20 protein-coding genes are annotated in these 18,700 nt (G+C 65.4%); 12 read left to right on the top strand and 8 right to left on the bottom strand.

Going from position 1 to position 18,700, the window contains the following annotated elements:
- Nucleotides 1–97 precede the first annotated feature (97 nt).
- Both HHL25_RS02360 and HHL25_RS02355 read left to right on the top strand, forming a co-directional pair.
- On the top strand, nt 98–370 hold the full coding sequence (locus HHL25_RS02360) for a hypothetical protein (RefSeq protein ID WP_169586891.1): 273 nt from the start codon (nt 98–100) through the stop codon (nt 368–370).
- 132 nt (nt 371–502) lie between these two features.
- On the top strand, nt 503–688 hold the full coding sequence (locus HHL25_RS02355; RefSeq protein WP_169586889.1) for a DUF1059 domain-containing protein: 186 nt from the start codon (nt 503–505) through the stop codon (nt 686–688).
- 118 nt (nt 689–806) lie between these two features.
- Here HHL25_RS02355 and HHL25_RS02350 read toward each other — a convergent pair whose 3' ends face one another.
- Genes HHL25_RS02350 through HHL25_RS02340 form a run of 3 tightly spaced genes read right to left on the bottom strand, consistent with a single transcriptional unit; the run spans nt 807 to nt 3,312 of the window.
- Nucleotides 807–2,063 (bottom strand): CCA tRNA nucleotidyltransferase, encoded by a 1,257-nt coding sequence (locus HHL25_RS02350; RefSeq protein ID WP_169586887.1) that lies wholly within the window; start codon nt 2,061–2,063, stop codon nt 807–809.
- Complete coding sequence (locus tag HHL25_RS02345) at nt 2,060–2,692, bottom strand: CoA pyrophosphatase (RefSeq protein ID WP_169586885.1); 633 nt, start codon at nt 2,690–2,692, stop codon at nt 2,060–2,062. The genes HHL25_RS02350 and HHL25_RS02345 overlap by 4 nt, the downstream gene beginning before the upstream one ends.
- Nucleotides 2,689–3,312, bottom strand: coding sequence for a DUF1285 domain-containing protein (locus HHL25_RS02340; RefSeq protein WP_169586883.1), 624 nt, complete (start codon nt 3,310–3,312; stop codon nt 2,689–2,691). The genes HHL25_RS02345 and HHL25_RS02340 overlap by 4 nt, the downstream gene beginning before the upstream one ends.
- 158 nt (nt 3,313–3,470) lie before the next feature.
- Between HHL25_RS02340 and HHL25_RS02335 the strand changes: the two genes are divergently transcribed.
- The 4 genes from HHL25_RS02335 to HHL25_RS02320 are packed head-to-tail and all read left to right on the top strand — an operon-like array spanning nt 3,471 to nt 10,302.
- Nucleotides 3,471–4,484, top strand: a complete 1,014-nt coding sequence (locus tag HHL25_RS02335) for an AAA family ATPase (protein ID WP_169586881.1) — start codon at nt 3,471–3,473, stop codon at nt 4,482–4,484.
- Nucleotides 4,485–4,506: 22 nt separating this feature from the next.
- Entirely contained in the window at nt 4,507–5,427 is a 921-nt protein-coding gene (locus HHL25_RS02330; RefSeq protein ID WP_169586879.1) for a DUF58 domain-containing protein, read from the top strand.
- A complete protein-coding gene (locus HHL25_RS02325) occupies nt 5,424–8,231 on the top strand; it encodes a DUF4159 domain-containing protein (RefSeq protein WP_169586877.1) in 2,808 nt (935 codons plus the stop codon). The genes HHL25_RS02330 and HHL25_RS02325 overlap by 4 nt, the downstream gene beginning before the upstream one ends.
- A gap of 1 nt (nt 8,232) precedes the next feature.
- On the top strand, nt 8,233–10,302 hold the full coding sequence (locus HHL25_RS02320; RefSeq protein ID WP_169586875.1) for a hypothetical protein: 2,070 nt from the start codon (nt 8,233–8,235) through the stop codon (nt 10,300–10,302).
- 63 nt (nt 10,303–10,365) lie between these two features.
- Here the strand turns inward: HHL25_RS02320 and HHL25_RS02315 are convergent, their stop codons facing one another.
- Nucleotides 10,366–11,298, bottom strand: a complete 933-nt coding sequence (locus HHL25_RS02315) for a bestrophin-like domain (RefSeq protein ID WP_246701674.1) — start codon at nt 11,296–11,298, stop codon at nt 10,366–10,368.
- 174 nt (nt 11,299–11,472) lie between these two features.
- On the opposite strand from HHL25_RS02315, the gene HHL25_RS02310 reads away from it, so the two are divergent.
- Genes HHL25_RS02310 through HHL25_RS02300 form a run of 3 tightly spaced genes read left to right on the top strand, consistent with a single transcriptional unit; the run spans nt 11,473 to nt 12,550 of the window.
- Complete coding sequence (locus HHL25_RS02310; RefSeq protein WP_169586873.1) at nt 11,473–11,796, top strand: type II toxin-antitoxin system RelE/ParE family toxin; 324 nt, start codon at nt 11,473–11,475, stop codon at nt 11,794–11,796.
- A gap of 11 nt (nt 11,797–11,807) precedes the next feature.
- A complete protein-coding gene (locus HHL25_RS02305; RefSeq protein WP_169586871.1) occupies nt 11,808–12,134 on the top strand; it encodes a helix-turn-helix domain-containing transcriptional regulator in 327 nt (108 codons plus the stop codon).
- A complete protein-coding gene (locus HHL25_RS02300) occupies nt 12,131–12,550 on the top strand; it encodes a GNAT family N-acetyltransferase (RefSeq protein ID WP_169586869.1) in 420 nt (139 codons plus the stop codon). The genes HHL25_RS02305 and HHL25_RS02300 overlap by 4 nt, the downstream gene beginning before the upstream one ends.
- On the opposite strand, the gene HHL25_RS02295 is transcribed toward HHL25_RS02300, so the two are convergent.
- Nucleotides 12,534–13,070 (bottom strand): GNAT family N-acetyltransferase, encoded by a 537-nt coding sequence (locus tag HHL25_RS02295; protein WP_169586867.1) that lies wholly within the window; start codon nt 13,068–13,070, stop codon nt 12,534–12,536. The genes HHL25_RS02300 and HHL25_RS02295 overlap by 17 nt on opposite strands.
- A gap of 260 nt (nt 13,071–13,330) precedes the next feature.
- Between HHL25_RS02295 and HHL25_RS02290 the strand changes: the two genes are divergently transcribed.
- Complete coding sequence (locus tag HHL25_RS02290) at nt 13,331–14,344, top strand: glutathione S-transferase family protein (protein ID WP_169586866.1); 1,014 nt, start codon at nt 13,331–13,333, stop codon at nt 14,342–14,344.
- On the opposite strand, the gene HHL25_RS02285 is transcribed toward HHL25_RS02290, so the two are convergent.
- Nucleotides 14,322–14,813, bottom strand: coding sequence for an NUDIX domain-containing protein (locus HHL25_RS02285; RefSeq protein ID WP_169586864.1), 492 nt, complete (start codon nt 14,811–14,813; stop codon nt 14,322–14,324). The genes HHL25_RS02290 and HHL25_RS02285 overlap by 23 nt on opposite strands.
- 41 nt (nt 14,814–14,854) lie before the next feature.
- On the opposite strand from HHL25_RS02285, the gene HHL25_RS02280 reads away from it, so the two are divergent.
- Nucleotides 14,855–15,763, top strand: a complete 909-nt coding sequence (locus HHL25_RS02280; RefSeq protein ID WP_169586862.1) for a metallophosphoesterase family protein — start codon at nt 14,855–14,857, stop codon at nt 15,761–15,763.
- Here HHL25_RS02280 and HHL25_RS02275 read toward each other — a convergent pair.
- Nucleotides 15,760–16,428 carry a CerR family C-terminal domain-containing protein gene (locus HHL25_RS02275; protein WP_169586860.1) on the bottom strand — a complete coding sequence of 223 codons (669 nt, stop codon included), beginning with the start codon at nt 16,426–16,428 and terminating at the stop codon, nt 15,760–15,762. The two genes, HHL25_RS02280 and HHL25_RS02275, sit on opposite strands and share 4 nt — an antisense overlap.
- Nucleotides 16,429–16,735: 307 nt before the next feature.
- Between HHL25_RS02275 and ppk2 the strand changes: the two genes are divergently transcribed.
- Nucleotides 16,736–17,836, top strand: a complete 1,101-nt coding sequence (gene ppk2, locus HHL25_RS02270; protein ID WP_169586858.1) for a polyphosphate kinase 2 — start codon at nt 16,736–16,738, stop codon at nt 17,834–17,836.
- A gap of 90 nt (nt 17,837–17,926) precedes the next feature.
- Here ppk2 and HHL25_RS02265 read toward each other — a convergent pair whose 3' ends face one another.
- Nucleotides 17,927–18,700, bottom strand: coding sequence for an alpha/beta fold hydrolase (locus tag HHL25_RS02265; protein WP_169586856.1), 774 nt, complete (start codon nt 18,698–18,700; stop codon nt 17,927–17,929).

Genomic DNA, 18,700 nt, shown 5'->3' with positions numbered 1-18,700 from the left:
CCCCAAAGCGTCGCAGCCCAGGTGCGACATCAAATTGCATTTGGAATGTGGTTTTGCCGTGTTATCGTCTCGTCCGTTACGAATGGAGGAGATTGCGATGGCATACCCGAGCAGCATTCCACCCCACACTCCCGCTTCGACCGAGCGCGTTCTCAACACCCCCGAATTCATTGACCGTCTGGCAGAGGAACTGAGGGCATCGAGCGACGTCGACCTGCCCCACAGCTATTTCGTCGAACAGGTCCGGCTCGGCCTTGCCGGTCACGACCTGACAGATCTGGCTGCGGCCAACGACATCGAAGGCCTTTCCCGCAAATTGCCGCCGCAAGCCAACGGTACGGTCTTCCGTGCCTGGGCCATGCCCGAGTAACGCAATCCGCATCGCCTAAAAGCAGCATCAAGGACCGGCCTCAAGGCCGGTCCCGAACGCTCCTGAGTTTGGCTGTTTTCGGCTTTCGTGATAGTCTCGCTGGCGCTGTAACAAGTCGAAGAGGAGAACGACATGAAACAGTTCGAATGTGGTTCACTGGTCCCCGGCTGCTCTTGGCACACGCGGGCCGAGGAGGAAGCCGAAGTCGTCCGCCGTGCCGTCGAGCACATGCGCACAGCCCACGGCGAAACGGTCATCCGCGAAAACATGGTCGACAACATCAAGGCCCGGATCACCGAACAGGCAAACGCCGCCTGATATTCGGCGGCGCTCCGGCACGACCGAAGACCGCCGCTTTGCGGGAACATCAAACGAATTGCTCATTCGGCGCAAGGACTTGTAGCGACCGGATGAATCAGTTTCGCAAGCACTTGAATCAGTTTCTGACGAGATCCTGGAGCCGGGCGAGGAGCTTCGCCCGGTCGAAGGAAAAGTTCGAGTTGACCCATTCCTGTTCGAGCGCCTTGAGCGTCTCGCCGACGGCGGGACCCGGCTCGACGCCGCCCGCCAGCACGTCCGCCCCGCTCAGCGGGAAGACCGGGCGTTCAAACCGTTCGGCCCGCTGAAGCAGCACCGACAGCCGGCCCGCCTTCGCCATGGCCTTCGGGTCGGCCTCGGCCGCCGCTCGCGCATAGGCCAGATCGATCTTCAGCGCGGCAACGATGCCCTCCTTGCCGCTTCGATAGAGCTCGCGGTCGAAGGCGATGTCGGAGCCGTCCGGATTGGCCTTCGGGGCCTTCGCATAGCGATCGAGATAGGCAGCCTCCGCATTCGACATACGCAGCCGTTGCGCGAGCGCCGCCAGCCGCTCGGCATCCTTCGGCACGATCGACGCCAGCCTGAGCAGCGGTTCAGGCCGCCAGCCGAGCGCCTGCTCGGCCGCCACCAGCGTCGGGATCGCGTCGATGCCCCATTTTTCGGTTTCCGGCAGGATCGCGGAGAGCACGCCCGACTGACGCATCCACAGAAGCGCCCGGCCGGGATCGCGTGCCGAGAGCAGCTTCTTGGTTTCCGCCCAGACCCGCTCGGCCGACAGCGTCGAGAGCTTGGAAACCGCCCGCGCACAGGCCTTCAGGCCTGCCGCATCCGGTCGGCCGCCGCCGTAGTGGGCGAAGAAGCGGAAGAAGCGCAGGACGCGCAGATAATCCTCGGCGATCCGCATTTCGGCGTCGCCGATGAAGCGAACGGTCTTCGTCTCGATGTCGGGCAGACCGTCGACGAGGTCGATCACCTGCCCGTCCGCGCCGGCATAGAGTGCGTTGATCGTCAGGTCGCGCCGCTCGGCATCCTCCTGCCAGTCCTGCCCGAAGGCCACCTTGGCGCGCCGCCCGTCGGTTTCGACGTCGCGGCGAAGCGTCGTCACCTCATAGCCCTTGCCGTCGATCACCAGCGTCACCGTGCCGTGGTCGATACCGGTCGGCACGGCCTTGATGCCGGCAGCCTTTGCCCGTTCGACGACCGCTTCGGGCTCGAGCGTCGTCGCGAGGTCGATGTCGCCGACCGGCAGCCCCATCAGGCTGTTGCGCACCGCGCCTCCAACCACCCGCACCTCTCCGCCGTCGGCGTTGAGCAGCGCGAAGAGCCGCTGCAGCCCCGGTTCGCGGAACCAGCTCTCGTTCGACAGGTCGGTCATGCATAGAGCCTTTCATAAAGCGTCCGGATGATCCCGGCGGTAATGCCCCAGATATAGCGTTCGCCATAGGGCATCACGTAGAAATGCCGGACGATCCCCTGCCAGGTGCGGCTGTCGCGCTGGTGGTTCTCCGGGTTCATCAGGAAGGAGAGCGGCACCTCGAACACCGCATCGACCTCTTCCGGGTTGGGCGTGATGGTGAAGCCGCGCCGCACCACCGAGAGCACCGGGACGATGCGGAAACCCGTCCCCGCCAGATATTGCGGCAGCCGGCCGACGGTTTCGACGAAATCCGGATGAAGGCCGATCTCCTCCTGCGCCTCGCGGAGTGCGGCAACCTCGGGCGAAGGATCGCCCTCGTCGATCCCGCCGCCGGGAAAGGCGACCTGGCCGGAATGCTTCCGGAGCTTCGCGGTGCGCTGGGTGAGGATCACCTTGGCCCCGTCCGGATCGTCCACCACCGGGACCAGCACGGCGGCGTCCTTCAGCTTCAGCCCCTCGACCTCGACGAGGCTTTCCGGATTCAGCACATGGTCGCCATGGTCGCGCCAGGCATGTTCGATCGGCGCGCCGATCTGGTTCAGCGCCCGGTGGCGGAAATCCGCGGCTGAGAAATCGGTGAAATTCATTGCGACAGCCGGTCCAGCTCGGCCGCCGGCATGACCGGGAAGAGCGCGCCGCCGGAGCGCACGGCGAACATCTCGGTTCCATCGATATCGACCGTCTCGCCGAGTTCCACGAGATCATACATCACGGCGCGCGTCACCAGCGCCTCCAGCCGCCCGCGAACATGCAGGTACGGTTTCAGCTCGTGGTTCTCTCCGTGGATCACGAAACGCAGCGCATGCTCCGCTCCCGCCTCGACGAGATCGCCGACATTGGTGCGGAAGGTGAGGACCTGTTCGCCGTCCCGCGCCGTGACACTCATCTCCACGGCGAGAAAGGGAGCGTCCTCGACGCGGATTCCGACTTTCTCCACAGGTGTGACGAGGTAGGTCTTGCCGTCGGCATCCTTGCGCAGCACCGTCGAGAACAGCCGGACCAGCGGCGCACGCCCGATCGGCGTGCCCATGTAGAACCACGTGCCGTCGGCGCGGATTTCCATGTCCAGATCCCCGCAGAACGGGGGTTCCCAGCGATCGACGGGCGGCAGCGTCGGCTTGCCGCCGGCCGTCTGGGCCGCCGCGCGCGAAATCATCGCCGCCAGTCCGGCCGCATCCGTCGTCGCCTTCAGCGTCTCGCCTGCCATCTTTGCGTCCCGGTTGGTCCCTATTCGGTATCGTGTCACGAGATAGTCATTTGAAACGCGCTTGTCAGCCGCCCTTTGGGGAATAAGTTAGTCCTGAGTGCCGTGGTCGGAAAGAGCTTCCGATTCGGCAGCGATGGCCAAACCAGATGGAGAAGACCATGGGCATGATGCCGACCCCGGATGCCGCGCTCGACGAAAAGGCGATCGTCGAGGCCGCCGAAAAGGCCCTGGCCGACATCGCCGCCGTCAGGCAGGCCGTTTCGCGCGTCATCTTCGGCCAGGAAAAGGTCGTCGAGAACACTCTTCTCGCCATCCTGTCCGGCGGCCATGCGCTGCTGGTCGGCGTGCCGGGCCTCGCCAAGACCAAGCTCGTTACCACGCTCGGCACCGTGCTCGGTCTCGATGCCAACCGCATCCAGTTCACGCCCGACCTGATGCCCTCCGACATTCTCGGCACCGAGGTCATGGACCAGGACGAAAGCGGCCGGCGTTCCTTCCGCTTCGTCAAGGGCCCCGTCTTCGCCCAGCTTCTGATGGCCGACGAAATCAACCGCGCCAGCCCGCGCACGCAGTCGGCGCTCTTGCAGTCGATGCAGGAATACCACGTGACGATCGCCGGCCGGCCCTATGACCTTCCGGCCCCCTTCCACGTGCTGGCGACCCAGAATCCGCTAGAACAGGAAGGCACCTATCCGCTGCCGGAAGCCCAGCTCGACCGCTTCCTGCTGCAGGTCGACGTCGGTTATCCCGAGCTCGCCGCCGAACGACAGATCCTGCTCGAGACCACCGGTGTCAGCGAACAGAAGGCCGTGAGCGTCGTCGATGCGGCCCGCCTCCTGGAGATCCAGAAGCTCATCCGCCAGATGCCGGTTTCCGACAGCGTGGTCGACGCCATCCTCTCCCTCGTCCGCTCCGCCCGTCCCGGCCACGGCAACGCCGACACCGACAAGTCGGTCGCCTGGGGTCCGGGTCCCCGCGCCGGTCAGGCGCTGATGCTCTGCGCCCGCGCCCGCGCCCTCTATGAAGGCCGCCTTGCCCCCTCGCTCGACGACGTGCATGCGCTCGCCGAACCCGTGCTCGAACACCGCATGGCGCTCACCTTCGCCGCCCGCGCCGAAGGCATGTCGGTGCGCGACGTGATCGCCAACCTCGTCAGGCAGGCGCGCGGCTGATGACCGGAAAGGCGATGCATCCGTGGCAAGCATAGGCCAGATCGTCGAACAGACCTCCGCCAGCGACGCGCTCACGCGCGCCCGCCAGCGTGCGGTGCTGGTGCCCGACTGCATGGTCGAGGCCCGCCGCATCGCCAACACGGTGATCGCCGGCTGGCATGGACGCCGCAAGCGCGGCATCGGCGAGAATTTCTGGCAGTTCCGCCCCTATGCCGAGGGTGAAAGTTTCGCCCGCATCGACTGGCGTCGTTCGGCCCGCGACGACCACACCTATATCCGCGACCGCGAATGGGAAGCCGCCCACACCGTCTGGCTCTGGGCCGACATGTCCCCGTCGATGATGTACAAGTCGACGCTCGGAATGGTGTCGAAGGAAAGCCGTGCGCTGGTGCTGATGCTGGCGCTCGCCGAAATCCTGGCGCGATCCGGCGAACGCATCGGCTGCCCGGGCGTGATGGAGCCGGTGGCTGCCCGCAACGCCGCCGAACGGCTGGCCACCGCGATCATGCATGCGCCGCTGTCCGACGGGCTGCCGGACACCACCATGATCCGCGGCACGAGCGACATCGTGCTGATCGGCGACTTCCTCGATGACGCCGACCGCATCATGGAGAAGATCGCGCCACTCGCCCGCCGGGGCCTGCGCGGCCATGTCGTCGAGATCGCCGACCCCGCGGAAGAGACCTTTCCCTATGCCGGACGCACCGAGTTCACCGATCCGGAAACCGGTGAAAAGCTTGTCTCCGGCCGCGCCGAGGGACTGCGCGACGACTACCGCCGCGCCTATCTCGCCCGTCGCGAAAACCTCGGCGAACAACTGCGCCGTCTCGGCTGGAGCTTCGTCCACCACGGCACGGACCGGCTCGCCTCCGAGGCGCTGGTTGCGGTCCACATGTATCTCTCCGGCACGCCGCCGCTCGTGAGCCGGAGCATGCCGGCATGAACGCGCTCCCGATCGCCTTCGCCGCCCCCGCCGTTCTGATCGCCCTGGCCGCGCTGCCGCTGATCTGGTGGCTGCTGAAGCTCACCCCGCCCAGGCCGAAGAGCGAAGTCTTCCCGCCGCTACGCATCCTGGCCGGCGTGTTGAAGCGCGACGAGACGCCGTCGAAGAGCCCGTGGTGGCTGACCCTGCTGCGCATGCTTTTGGCCGCGCTGGTGATCTTCGCCCTCGCCGATCCGGTTCTCAACCCGCGCAATGCCTCGCTTTCCGCCGATGGCCCGCTGGTGCTGGTCGTCGACAACGGCTGGGCCACCGTCTCCGACTGGGACCGACGGGTGGCGACCGCCGAGGCGCTGATCGGTGACGCGAGCGATCGCGACCTGCCGGTGTCGATCGTCTTCACCGCCGATGCCGCCCACGACGCAGTGCCGGCCGGCGCGGCCCAGGCGCTCGAACGCCTGCATGCGGCCCGGCCGAAACCGCTGCGTCCGGATCGTGCCCGGGCCATAGAGGCGACCTCCGCCGCCCTCGGCGGAACCCGTCCCGGCACGCTCGTCTATCTCTCCGATGGCATTGCCGCCGACGACAAGGAACGGCTGCTGTCCGACCTTGCAGCCCTTTCGCCGGCCCAACTCCGGCTGATCGAGGGAGACAAGACCGCCGCGACCGCCATCACGGCGGCGGCCAACGGCGCTGACGCCTTGACCGTCACGGTCTCGCGACTGGATGGCGACGAGGCCCGCAGCCTTATCGTCGACGCCCAGGACCGGCAGGGCCGCGTCATCGCCTCCGGCACCGTGAATTTCCCCGCCGGCAAGACCCTGGCGACCGGCGAGGTCGCCGCTCCCTTCGAGCTGCGCAACGACTTCGCGCGGCTCTCGATTGCCGGCCTAGCCAGCGCCGGTTCCACCCACCTGCTCGACGACGGTTTCCGCCGCCGCCGCGTGGCCTTGCTTTCCGGCGATGTCGGCGATGCCTTCCAGCCGCTGCTCTCGCCGCTCTACTACATCGAGCGGGCGATCGCCCCTTACGCCGACCTCTTGAAGCCGGGCGTGCCCGATCTCGCCGTCTCGATCCCCGAGATCCTCGCGCAAAAACCGTCCGCCATCGTCATGGCCGATATCGGCCGCCTTCCGGCCGACGTCTACGAGCCGCTGCAGCGCTGGATCAACCAGGGCGGAACGCTGATCCGCTTTGCCGGCCCGCGCCTCGCCGCAGCTCCCGTCAACGATCCGCTGGTGCCCGTGATCCTGCGCCAGGGCGAACGCGAACTGGGCGGCGCGCTCTCCTGGGCAGAACCGCAGCCGCTCGCCGACTTCCCCAAGTTCGGCCCCTTCGCCGGCATGGCCCGCCCCGAAGGCGTGCTGATCAAGCGCCAGGTCCTGGCCGAGCCGACACCCGATCTCGCCGAACGCACCTGGGCGAGCCTCGCCGACGGAACCCCGCTCGTGACCGTCAAGGAAAACGGCGCGGGCCGCGTCGTGCTCTTCCATGTCAGCGCCGAGGCGACGTGGTCGGACCTGCCGATCTCGGGCGAATTCGTCGAGATGCTGCGCCGGATCGTCCAGCTTTCCCGCGTCGGCACGGCCGCATCCTCGCCGGATGCCTCAGCCCGCGCGACGCTTGCCCCCTTCCGGCTGCTCGACGAACGCGGCGCCCTGATTGCCGATCCGGGCAATGCGCGGCCGCTCGACATCGGTCCGGCAAGGCCCTCGGCTGCCACCTTCGAAAATCCGCCCGGCCTCTATGGCACCGAGGACGGGTTTGCCGCGCTCAACCTGCTGCCGGCCGGCGCGGAGCTCAAACCCCTCAACACCGAGGCCTCGATGGCGATTGCCCGTGAACCGCTCGTCGGTACCGCCGCCACCCCGCTCAAACCGGCGCTCCTGAGCCTTGCCTTCCTGTTGCTCGTCGTCGACAGCCTCGTCGTGCTCTTCATGGGCGGCGCCTTCGCGCGGCTGCCGCGCCGGACCGCCGCGGCCGTCGTTCTCGCCCTGGCGCCCCTCAGCCTCGGCTTTCCCGCCGACCGCGCCGTGGCCGACGACGCAAAGCCCGGTGACGAGGTGATCTTCGAACGCCTCGACAACACCCATCTCGCCTATGTCGTGACCGGCGAGGACGAGGTCGACCGCCTCTCCGAAAACGGCCTGCGCGGCCTCACCGATTTCCTCACCTACCGCACCACGCTGGAACCCGCGCCGCCGGTCGGGCTCGACATCACCAAGGACGAACTGTCCTTCTACCCGATCATCTTCTGGCCGATCTCGGCGACCGCGCCGATGCCGTCAGCCGCCGCGATCAGCCGCATCGACGCCTATATGCGCGCCGGCGGCACCGTCCTGTTCGACACCCGCGACCAGTTCTCGGCGCTTGGTGACACCGACGGGCCGAGCGCCAACGGCGAGCGCCTGCAGGCGATTCTTGCCAATATCGACATTCCGCCGCTGGAGCCGGTGCCTGCCGACCACGTGCTGACCCGCTCCTTCTATCTGCTGAGCAATTTCCCCGGCCGCTATACCGGAAGCCCGCTCTGGGTCGAGGCCCGCCAGGAAGCCAAGACCACCAACAGCGGTGTCGTTTCTTCCGGCGACGGGGTTTCGCCGATCCTGATCACCGGCAACGACATGCTCGGCGCCTGGGCGGTCGATGGCAATGGCGCGCCCCTGATGCCGACCGTGCCACCGGACGAGATGCAGCGGGAAATGTCCTTCCGCTCCGGCGTCAACATCATGATGTACATGCTGACCGGCAACTATAAGGCCGACCAGGTGCATGTGCCGGCCCTGCTCGAACGGTTGGGGCAGTGACATGACGCTCGAATTCGCCCCCTTCGTCCCGTGGTTCGTGCTTCTCGGCCTGGCACTCGTCGCGCTGATCCTGGCGACCGCGGGCTTTGCCCGCCGCATCCGGGGCACTGCGGTCCGCCTCGCCGCCTCGGCGGCCGTGCTCGCAGCGCTTGCCAATCCCCTGCTGATGCAGGAAGACCGCGAGCCGCTCTCCACCGTCGTGCCGGTGGTCGTCGACCGCAGCCAGAGCCAGGAAACGCCGGAGCGCGTGGCGATGACCGATGCCGCGCTTGCCGGGCTGAAGGATCGGCTTTCGCGTTTCGGTCGCATCGAGCCGCGCATCGTCGAGGTGAAGGATCCGGCGACCTCCGACGCCCCCTCCACCCGCCTTTTCGAAGCGCTCGCCTCGGCCGTCGCCGACGTCCCGCCCGCCCGGATCGGCGGCGCGATCTTCCTGACCGACGGCCAGGTCCACGACATTCCGCAGGGTGCTGCAGCCCTCGGCTTCGACGCCCCCGTCCATTCCCTGATCACCGGTCGGGCCGACGAGTTCGACCGGCGGATCGAGGTGCTGCGCGCGCCCCGCTTCGGGATCGCCGACGAGGAACAGGAACTGGCGCTCCGTGTCTTCGACGACGGCCGTCGCACCGACACGCCGGCAACCGTCACCGTGCGCATGAACGGCGAGGAGATTGCGACTCTGAACGCCGTCCCGGGTGCCGAGACGCCGTTCAGCTTCAAGGTTCCGCGCGGCGGCGCCAATGTGCTGGAGTTCGAGGTCGCCGCGACGCCCGGCGAAGTGACCGAGGTCAACAACAAGGCGATCCACCTGATCGAGGGCATCCGCGAGAACCTGCGCGTCCTGCTCGTCTCCGGCGAGCCCCATGCCGGCGAACGCGCCTGGCGCAACCTGTTGAAGTCGGACGCCGCCGTCGACCTCGTGCATTTCACCATTCTCAGGCCACCGGAAAAGCAGGACGGCACGCCGATCAACGAACTGTCGCTGATCGCCTTCCCGACCCGCGAGCTCTTCGTCGAGAAGATCAACGATTTCGACCTGATCATCTTCGACCGCTACCAGCACCGCGGCGTGCTGCCGATCCTCTATTACGACTACATCGCCGAATACGTGAAGAAAGGCGGCGCGCTGCTGATCGCCGCCGGCCCCGAACATGCGAGCGAGGATTCGATCGCGATCACGCCGCTCTCCGCCGTCCTGCCGGCCGCGCCGACAGGCGAGGTGCACCAGGCGGCCTTCTATCCGCGCCTGTCCGACCAGGGCAAGCGCCACCCCGTCACCCGCGGCCTCGACGGCTCGACCGACGAGCCGCCGCATTGGGGTCGCTGGTTCCGCAGCGTCGACGTCGACCCGCCGCGCGGCGAGACCGTGATGACCGCCGCCGACGGCCGCCCGCTTCTGGTCCTCGACCGCGCCGAGGAAGGCCGCGTCGCCATGCTGCTCTCCGATCAGGGCTGGCTCTGGGCCCGCGGCTTCGAAGGCGGCGGCCCGCATGTCTCGCTCTATCGCCGCATCGCCCACTGGCTGATGAAGGAACCGGAACTCGAGGAAGAGGCCTTGAAGGCCCGCGCCTCCGGCCGCACGCTTGAGGTGACCCGCCAGACCATCGGCGGCGATCCGGGTGCCGCCACCGTGCGCTATCCCTCAGGCAAGACCGAGCCACTGCCGCTCGCCGAAACCGCCCCCGGCCTCTATCGCGCCGAAAAGCGCATGGACGAGACCGGGCTCTTCACCATCTCCAATGGCGAGTTTTCCACGCTCGTCCATGTCGGCGCGGTCGATGCGCCGGAATTCAAGGCCATGGTCTCGACGCTCGACACGCTGAAACCGCTTGCCGCGGAGACGAAGGGACACCTCGCCCGCCTCGACGACGGCAATGGCGGCATCCGCCTGCCCGACATCCTGCCCGTGCGCGGCGCCGTCCGCCTCGCCGACGACAGCCGGCTCCTCGTCCGCCTGACCGACGAAACCGTACTGAAGGGCGTCAACACCCTGCCGCTGTTTGCCGGCTTCGCCGGGCTTGCCGTGCTGCTACTCGCAATATCGGCCACGTGGTGGCGCGAGGGACGTTAGGGAACCCGCCCCCTCCCAGCCGGGGGCCGACAGATTTCCGACGGTTTTTGCCGTTGCTCCGTGTCAGCCTGACTTTGGCGGCAATACCGACCGGAAGTCGCCTTCGAGCAGGTGCTGGAAGGGACGCGGCTGCAGTTTGCCCGGATTGGCATACGGATTTCCGAAGGCGAAGATGAAGAAGAGAATCACGCCGGAATAGGCGCCGAAGAGGCTGAACAGAACGAGATGCGTTCGCGATGGCCGGTAGACGTAGAAGGCAGCGGAGACGATCACGAGGCCTATGAGGGCCGGAGCCCAGAAGAGCCAGAAGAAGTGGTTCAAGGACGGCGCCTCGCGCAATTGCCTGTATTTCGCGATCGCCGAAACCCTGTCCTTCAACCGCGCGCTGAGATAGCGCTCCCGTTCAGAGACCGGCGTGAGATCCAGGATGGTGTCATATACCGCCTCCCACTCCTGCCATGCTTTAGGCGAAAGCCCCTCATGCCGCGCCAGACGTCCCCACTCGTCATCGACGACGACCGCGACATATCTCGCAAGGCCCTGCTGAACCTCGAGCGTGACCGGCCCACCATAGCGCCGAACGTCGTTGAAGACATCCGAGATCGCCACGGCCTCGTCGATCAGATTGGATCGGACCGCCTTGTAGTCGTCGAGTTCCTGGGCATAGACGAGGCCGAGGATCAGGCTGTGCAGCGTCGCCACCCGCACGGCAACGTTCCCGGCGACCTCCAGCGTACGATCCGCTTCGCCGCCCGGATGAAGCAGCTTTCGCGCCACGAAGTAACTTGCGAGGACGATGCCGATGGTCACGACAACGAAGCCGATGCCGCTGGCCGCCGAAGTGAAATAGTCGATCAGTGTTTCCATGGCGGCAACATGATCGAAAGCTGATGAACGTTCAATGCGCGGGGTGAAATCCTTGCGGTCGTTATAGGGCCGATAGCGCGGCTCCTGGCCATACCGTGGCCCGAAGGAAGCGAAGCCACGCGTCGTCATCTGCACGAAACATACAAGAGAATACAACCCTGGTTTGCGCTCGATCCAAGTCGAGTGCTAATCTCTCTTGGCTTTTGGGGCCGCAAATTCGTGGACTCTTCCCTTGCTCCCCTCGGACACAGTCACGAATTGAAGCAGAGCCGAAAATATTCGTCTTTAAACGAAATCAATTCTATGTTAGAAGTTCGCCACTACCTGAATCAAGATGGCCGAAATCTCTTCGTTGAATGGCTTCGCGACCTCCGCGATCCGTTGGCGAAGACCGCTATCGTCAGGCGCCTCAATCGTCTGGAGCAAGGAAATTTCGGGGATTTCAAAGCGGTGCGGCGGGGTGTCTGCGAGCTGCGTGTCGACGTGGGCCCCGGTTACCGGATTTACTATGCGAGATCAGGCGACACCGTGGTGCTGCTTCTATGCGCTGGAACAAAGCGGACGCAAGAGGCGGACATCGACCGCGCCTGCACATACTGGTTGGATTGGTTGGGCCGGAAGGATTGAAGGAACATCAGATGAAGGATCAATCCCATGACGACGCCATGGCGACCCTTTTCCGTGAGGACCCCGAGCTCGCCGCTGCCACGCTCGATGCAATCCTCGCCGATGGAGACCAGGGCGAGCTTTTGGTGACCCTTCGCCAGATGGCAAAGGCCTTCGGCGGCGTCTCGGCCGTGGCGAAGTCTGCGGATCTGAACCCGACCCAGCTTTACCGCACGCTCTCCGAAAAGGGTAACCCGGAGCTCCGCAGCCTGAACGCCCTTCTGCGCAGTATGGGCCTTCGCCTTTCCGTCCAGCCGCTGGACAAGACTCCAACGCTGGCCGACAATTCCCGCCCATGATCGACTCCCTCCCCCTCTCCGACACCGTCCCCGATGACGCCCGCGATGTGATCCGCAAGGGCATCCTCGACTACAATACCGACATGCTCGGCCCGACCGACCGCAAGAACCTCTTCATCCCCCTGACGGACGAGGACGGGAAGGTCGATGGCGGGCTGATCGGTTACACGGGCCGTGGCTGGCTCTATACGGAAATGCTGTTCGTGCCCGAGCGCCTGCGGGGGACGGGCACCGCCGGGCGACTGTTGCAGGCGGCGGAGGACGAGGCGAAGCTGCGCGGCTGCGTCGGCGCCTATATCGACACGATCAATCCCGCCGCCCGCCGCGCCTATCAGCGGCAGGGCTACGAGATCTGCGGCGCGATCGACAAATTCACCGGCGACTACGCGATCACCTGGCTCAAGAAGCTTTTCTGAGCGCTTCCGCCTCTGCGACATCGTCCCGCCAGGCGATCACGCCGTTGAGACGTTCGTGCACGTCCGCGCCGAGCGGCACGACCAGAACCCGGGCGGGATCGACCGGGCCGGGGAACTCCAGCGCCTTCCAGGCCACCTTCTCGAAGCCGAGCGGCATGTAATAGGGCGGATCGCCGATCAGGATGACGGCTTCGGAGCCGGCCCGCCGGGCGGCGTCGATGGCAATCCTCACCAGCTCGCGGCCAATGCCCCGGTTCTTGTGCGACGGCCGGACCGCCAGCGGTCCGAGCAGATGGCCCTTGACCGAACCGGCGATCACCGGGGTCATGCGGACGGAAGCGATCGTCTCGCCGTCATCGGCGCAGATGAAGGAGAGGTGCCGGTCATGCGGCCCCTGCTCGCGGATCCGCGCAGCGGCACGGGTGAACCGGCCGGGGCCGAAAGCTTCTTCGTTGATATGCTCGATGACCGCGTCGTGCGACGCATCCTCGGTGAGGTAGACAAGGTCGTGATTTTTCATGGAATGACCGAACCGGAAGACAGACGTAGATATGGGTTCTCGATGACGCCGAAAGGGCGTTCGGGAAGCATCAGCGTCGTCGCAGGGTCCGTGGTGCGGTCATGAAAAAGGGTTATCCTTGTTGAGCGGGATTCCGGATAGCAGCATTTTTTCGGCCCGTCCAATGGAAAAACGCACTGTTCAATCATTCGCATCTCCCAATCTGGGCCGCGAGGCGTATGTGATTAGGCAGAAAATGAACACCAACTGGGAGAATGCCGATGGGCATGCTCGTTGAAGGCGTCTGGCACGACGTCTGGTATGACACGAAATCGACCGCCGGCCATTTCAAGCGTTCGCAGGCGCAGTTCCGCAACTGGGTGACCGCCGACGGCGCCGCCGGACCGACCGGCCGCAGAGGCTTCAGGGCCGAGGCGGGCCGCTATCATCTCTACGTTTCGCTGGCCTGTCCCTGGGCCCATCGCACGCTGATCTTCCGTAAGCTGAAGGGCCTCGAGGACCTGATCTCGCTGTCGATCGTCGATCCGCTGATGGTGGAAAACGGCTGGGAGTTCCACGACCGCGACGGCGCCACCGTCGATCATCTGTTCGGCTCGGACTACCTCTACCAGATCTACCTGAAGGCCGATCCGGCCTATTCCGGCCGCGTCACGGTACCGGTGCTTTGGGACAAGCAGGCGGGTACGATCGTCTCGAACGAATCCGCCGACATCATCCGGATGTTCAACAGCACCTTCGACGGCCTGACCGGTTCCACCCTCGACCTGTCGCCGCTCACGCTGCGCGAGGAAATCGACGCCCTCAATGCCCGCGTCTACGACCGGGTCAACAACGGCGTATACAAGGCCGGTTTTGCCACGACCCAGGAAGCCTATGAAAGTGCGGTCTATCCGCTCTTCGCCATGCTCGACGAACTGGAAGAGCGGCTGTCCGGCCAGCGCTACCTGTTCGGCGACGCGATGACCGAGGCCGACTGGCGGCTGTTCACCACGCTCATCCGTTTCGACCCGGTCTATGTCGGCCATTTCAAGTGCAACATCCGCCGCATCGCAGACTATCCGACCCTTTCGGCCTATGTGCGCGACCTCTACCAGACGCCGGGCGTGGCCGGAACGGTCGACTTCCACCACATCAAGCATCACTACTATCGCAGCCACAAGACGATCAATCCGACCGGCATCGTACCCGTCGGGCCAGAGCTCGATCTCGACCGGCCGCACGGACGGGAAGGTCTATCAGCGCAGGCGGACGTCACCAGATATCGGCAGGCGTAACCGTCCCGCTCAGTTCGAGAAGCCGTCGCCGCGTGGCGGCGGTCACCTCGTCCGGCAGATCGGCGGGATCGAAGAAGCCGCATTCGACGATCTCGCGATCGGCAAGGCGCGGCGCCGTCTGCACGACCTGAGCCTTGTAGAAGAGCACATGGTCGCGCTGGCTGATGCGACTGTTGAAATAGACATGGAAGAGTTCGGGCCGGGCGGTCAGCATCAGGTTCCCCTCCTCGCGCAACTCCTTTTCGAGCGCCTGAAGCGCGGTTTCGCGCCGCTCCACCCCGCCGCCCGGCATGTACCAGCCCGGAACATAGGAATGGCGCACGAGGAAGACCTTGCCCTCCTCGTTGAAACAGGCGGCCCGCACGCCGAGCGTCATGCCACGCGACACGGCAAAATAGCCGTGCAGAAGCCGGACCAGCAGGCTGCGTCCACCCGTCAGCCTCTCATCCCTGTCGCTCGACTGGCTCATTCTTCTTGCTCCTGTCGCACCGCGCCTTTAAGACAAGCGCCATGTTCAAGCTCGCGCATATATCCGACGTCCATCTGGGCCCATTGCCGAATCTGACGTTCCGCGAACTCGCCTCCAAACGCATCACCGGATATGTGAACTGGCACCGCAACCGGCGCAAGCACCTTTTCGCCAACGCGCTGGACCTCGTCATCGAAGGCATCCGCGAACAGGCGCCCGACCATCTCGCCATCACCGGCGACCTCGTCAACCTCGCCTCCGGCATCGAGATCCGGCTTGCCGCCGAATGGCTGCGCCGCACGGGCGCGCCCCTCGACACCTCCGTCGTGCCCGGCAATCACGACGCCTATGTGCCCGGTGCCCACGACAAGGCGGTGCAGGCCTGGTACGACTATCTGCGCGGCGACGACGATCCGCTGATCTGGAAGGAAGGCTACAAGCTCTTTCCCTATATTCGTCGGCGCGGCCCGGTGGCGATGATCGGCTGTTCCACCTCGATCGCCACGCCTCCTTTTTCGGCAACGGGCTATTTCAGTGCGCGCCAGGCGCGCGAGACCGTCGAGTTGCTGAAGGCAGCCGGCGAGGAAGGCCTGTTCCGCGTCGTGATGATCCACCACCCGCCGATCCGGGGTGCCGCGGCGTCCCACAAGCGCATGATCGGCATTCGCCGTTTCGCGGCCGCGATCTCGATGGGCGGCGCCGAGCTCGTCTTGCACGGCCACACCCACCTCAACACACTCTACTGGCTCGACAGCCACGGCAAACGGGTCCCCGTCGTTGGCATATCTTCGGCCTCGCAAGGCCCGGGCGCCCATAAACCGGCTGCGGGTTTCAATCTCTTCTCGATCAGCGGCAAGCCGGGCGAGTGGCAGATGAAGTGGGACCGTTACGGCCTGTTCGACGCCGTGACCAAGCTGCGCCACGAACATCACCAGATGCTGATCGGCTAGCCGCCAGGCCCATTTCGCGACCGGTGATAGGCGACGATCGCCCTCAGATTGTCGGAAAACACCGCGATCGCCGCCTGCGCCTCGCAGAGCCCAAAGCCCTTCCACCCCATCCGTTTGACCACGACCGGCTTGCAGATCCGGAAGAACACCGACTGGCCGAGCAGCGAAAACACCGTCAGCTCCAGCCCGGCGACGTTGTCCGGCCGGCCGACGGCTATGGCGAACAGCTGGCAGAAGCGGTCATGCAGGGGTTGCGCCATGCGGTCATAGAGCAGCCCGTCGACCTCGCCCGGCATCACCAGTTCCCGCGTCATGAAATTGGAGATCTGGTCGGCGTCGGGCCGGGTCGAACCGATGCGGATCAGGGTGCCGATCATGCCCTCGAGAAGGTTCAACGCTTCGTCGGGCTTGAGATGGGGTGGCAGGGGCTGGCTGAAACCGGGTCCCAGCGCCTCGACGATGACCTCGATCACATATTCGACGCAGGCATTGCGCAGGCCCGGTTTGCCACCGAAGTGATAGGCAATGCTGCCGATATTGGCGGCCGCATGGTCGGCGATCTGGCGGGTCGAGACCGCGTCATAGCCATGGTTGCCGAAGAGCTCGAGCGCGGCAGAGACCAGCGACGCCCGCGTCGCCGCAGCACCCGATACCTGCCTGGCCATGAAACCACCCTCCCGAACCCTGATCAGTCGATTGATTAAAAGCACGCCCGAGGAAATTCAACTAGCCTTTTCGAGGGTTTGCCCCCACCGCCGGGTTAGCGTGAGACCCGCCGGACACCCCGCCGGCAAGCCTTGAAAATCTTGATCCAAGTCAATGCCGCGTGGTCATTCGAAGCGCCTAATGTTCGTCGAGATGCAGTTCGCAGGCGGAACGTCGGTGCGAGCGGCTTCGTTTTGCCGGCCCTTGTCTTCTGTGACGAGCGCCGGACAGGACCAACAGATATCAGGACAATGCGAGAGGAGAACCATGGCGCACCAGGACGCAGAAAAGAACGCAACCCCGATCGACGGAAATGTCGTCACTGCCCTCCCCCCGGCCGTGGAATCCGGCCTTGCCGAGGAACGCAGCGCGGCCGCCCAGGAAGCCGAGCTGTCCGCCATGACGGAGATCGCTTTGGGAGCCGGCGGCGACGGTGAAATCAAGGCCGGGATCGAGGCGATCATAGACGGCGCCTCCCCGGACGACGCGAGCCGCCTGCGCAAGCAGCTCGGCCTGCCCAAGCCGTCGGGCCACCCCCGCATCAGCAGCGACGAGCTCGCCGATGATTGGCGGGACGGCGGCTATCCGTTCAAGTACAAGATGCTTCGGCGCGACTACGAACACGAGAAGTTCGTTCTCCAGACCGAATTGCTCAAGCTTCAGTCCTGGGTGAAGGAAGCGAACCAGCGCATCATCATCCTGTTCGAGGGACGCGATGCGGCCGGCAAGGGCGGCGCCATCAAGCGTTTCATGGAACATCTCAATCCCCGTGGCGCCCGTGTCGTCGCGCTCGAAAAGCCGAGTGAAGTCGAGCGCGGCCAGTGGTATTTCCAGCGCTATGTCGAACACCTGCCGACGCGGGGCGAGATCGTGCTCTTCGATCGCAGCTGGTACAACCGCGCCGGCGTCGAACGGGTCATGGGTTTCTGCTCCGACGAGGAGTACCGGGAATTCCTGCGACAGGCGCCTGAGTTCGAGCGCAATCTCGTGCGCAGCGGCATCCATCTCATCAAGTTCTGGTTCTCGGTGAGCCAGGACGAACAGCGCCGCCGTTTCAAGGAGCGCAAGGTACACCCGCTCAAGCAATGGAAGCTCTCGCCCGTCGACCTCGCGTCGCTCGACAAGTGGGACGACTATACGCGGGCCAAGGAAGCCATGTTCTTCCACACCGATACGGCGGATTCGCCCTGGCTGGTCATCAAATCGGACGACAAGAAGCGGGCCCGGCTGAACGCCATGCGCTACGTGCTCCACTCCCTGCCCTATACCGGCAAGGATCCCGAGCGGATCGGAAGGGTCGACAGCCTCCTGGTCGGTCGAGCCAACACCATCCACGAACGCGGCGAATACGTCTTCGGAACGAACTGAAGATTCTGCCATGAAGAAGGCCGGCGGATGCATGACGCACCCGCCGGCCGAAGCATTTTGAATGCCTTTGGCGACCCTTGGTCCAGCCGTCTAGGCCGTCATTTCGCGGAGCAGGCTCGCGACCGCCTCGGGGCATTCGTCCACCAGCATGTGGCCGGCATTGGCGATCCGGGTCAGTGCCATGTTGGCCGGAAGCCGGTCTGCCTGTCCCGCCGGCAACACGCAGTCCTCCATCCCCCAGACGACGCGGATCGGCATGGTCAGGTTGGCCAGCGCCTTGAGCGGCAGTTCGCCCTGCAGCCGCTCGCCGGTCGAAGCGACATAGGTGATCGCATCGAAGATCCTGTCGAGCGCATCGCGCGATCCCGGCATCTGCCGAAGCCGCAGCATCTCCTCGACCATCTCCTCCGGCAGCCTGGCATTGAACCCGCTCATGACCTCGAGCGCCCGGACAAGGTCGATATGCGTCTCCGCCCGGGCATAATGGGCAAGCACCCGGTGGTTGATCGCCGATCCGATACCCCCGGGGGCAAGCAGCGTTGCGCTGAGAACCCGCCTTGGATCCTTGAGTGCAAGAAGCGCGGCCGTCGCGCCGCCGAGCGAATGGCCGGCGACGTGGAAGGCCGTGACCCCACGCAGGTCGAGATCGTTGCGGATCGCCTTCGCCATCTTGCTGGCGCTGCCGATACCGTCGGCATCGAGCGAACCCGCATGCCCCGGCATGTCATAGGCGATGACCGGGCGGCCGGCGCCCAGCCCCGCCATGACCTTCTGCCAAATGAAGGCCCCGCCGCCGAAGCCGTGCAGGAGCACGAGCGGTGGTGTCTTTCTCACATCTCCGATCGCGACCGCGTGGAGCGCCAT

It is taken from the genome of Rhizobium terricola, assembly GCF_012927355.1.
Classification (GTDB): Bacteria; Pseudomonadota; Alphaproteobacteria; order Rhizobiales; family Rhizobiaceae; genus Allorhizobium; species Allorhizobium terricola.
The sequence above is the reverse complement of the archived record's forward strand: the minus strand, read 5'-3'. Positions and strand labels throughout refer to the sequence as shown.

Coding starts and splice junctions, on each gene's coding strand:
- HHL25_RS02285 (WP_169586864.1), bottom strand. CDS start 14,813: ATGAGCCAGTCGAGCGACAGGGATGAGAGGCTGACGGGTGGACGCAGC.
- HHL25_RS02325 (WP_169586877.1), top strand. CDS start 5,424: ATGAACGCGCTCCCGATCGCCTTCGCCGCCCCCGCCGTTCTGATCGCC.
- HHL25_RS02315 (WP_246701674.1), bottom strand. CDS start 11,298: ATGACGACGCGTGGCTTCGCTTCCTTCGGGCCACGGTATGGCCAGGAG.
- HHL25_RS02360 (WP_169586891.1), top strand. CDS start 98: ATGGCATACCCGAGCAGCATTCCACCCCACACTCCCGCTTCGACCGAG.
- HHL25_RS02280 (WP_169586862.1), top strand. CDS start 14,855: ATGTTCAAGCTCGCGCATATATCCGACGTCCATCTGGGCCCATTGCCG.
- HHL25_RS02340 (WP_169586883.1), bottom strand. CDS start 3,312: ATGGCAGGCGAGACGCTGAAGGCGACGACGGATGCGGCCGGACTGGCG.
- HHL25_RS02265 (WP_169586856.1), bottom strand. CDS start 18,700: ATGGCGCTCCACGCGGTCGCGATCGGAGATGTGAGAAAGACACCACCG.
- HHL25_RS02275 (WP_169586860.1), bottom strand. CDS start 16,428: ATGGCCAGGCAGGTATCGGGTGCTGCGGCGACGCGGGCGTCGCTGGTC.
- HHL25_RS02335 (WP_169586881.1), top strand. CDS start 3,471: ATGGGCATGATGCCGACCCCGGATGCCGCGCTCGACGAAAAGGCGATC.
- HHL25_RS02300 (WP_169586869.1), top strand. CDS start 12,131: ATGATCGACTCCCTCCCCCTCTCCGACACCGTCCCCGATGACGCCCGC.
- HHL25_RS02350 (WP_169586887.1), bottom strand. CDS start 2,063: ATGACCGACCTGTCGAACGAGAGCTGGTTCCGCGAACCGGGGCTGCAG.
- HHL25_RS02345 (WP_169586885.1), bottom strand. CDS start 2,692: ATGAATTTCACCGATTTCTCAGCCGCGGATTTCCGCCACCGGGCGCTG.
- HHL25_RS02290 (WP_169586866.1), top strand. CDS start 13,331: ATGGGCATGCTCGTTGAAGGCGTCTGGCACGACGTCTGGTATGACACG.
- HHL25_RS02310 (WP_169586873.1), top strand. CDS start 11,473: ATGTTAGAAGTTCGCCACTACCTGAATCAAGATGGCCGAAATCTCTTC.
- HHL25_RS02320 (WP_169586875.1), top strand. CDS start 8,233: ATGACGCTCGAATTCGCCCCCTTCGTCCCGTGGTTCGTGCTTCTCGGC.
- HHL25_RS02355 (WP_169586889.1), top strand. CDS start 503: ATGAAACAGTTCGAATGTGGTTCACTGGTCCCCGGCTGCTCTTGGCAC.
- HHL25_RS02305 (WP_169586871.1), top strand. CDS start 11,808: ATGAAGGATCAATCCCATGACGACGCCATGGCGACCCTTTTCCGTGAG.
- ppk2 (WP_169586858.1), top strand. CDS start 16,736: ATGGCGCACCAGGACGCAGAAAAGAACGCAACCCCGATCGACGGAAAT.
- HHL25_RS02295 (WP_169586867.1), bottom strand. CDS start 13,070: ATGAAAAATCACGACCTTGTCTACCTCACCGAGGATGCGTCGCACGAC.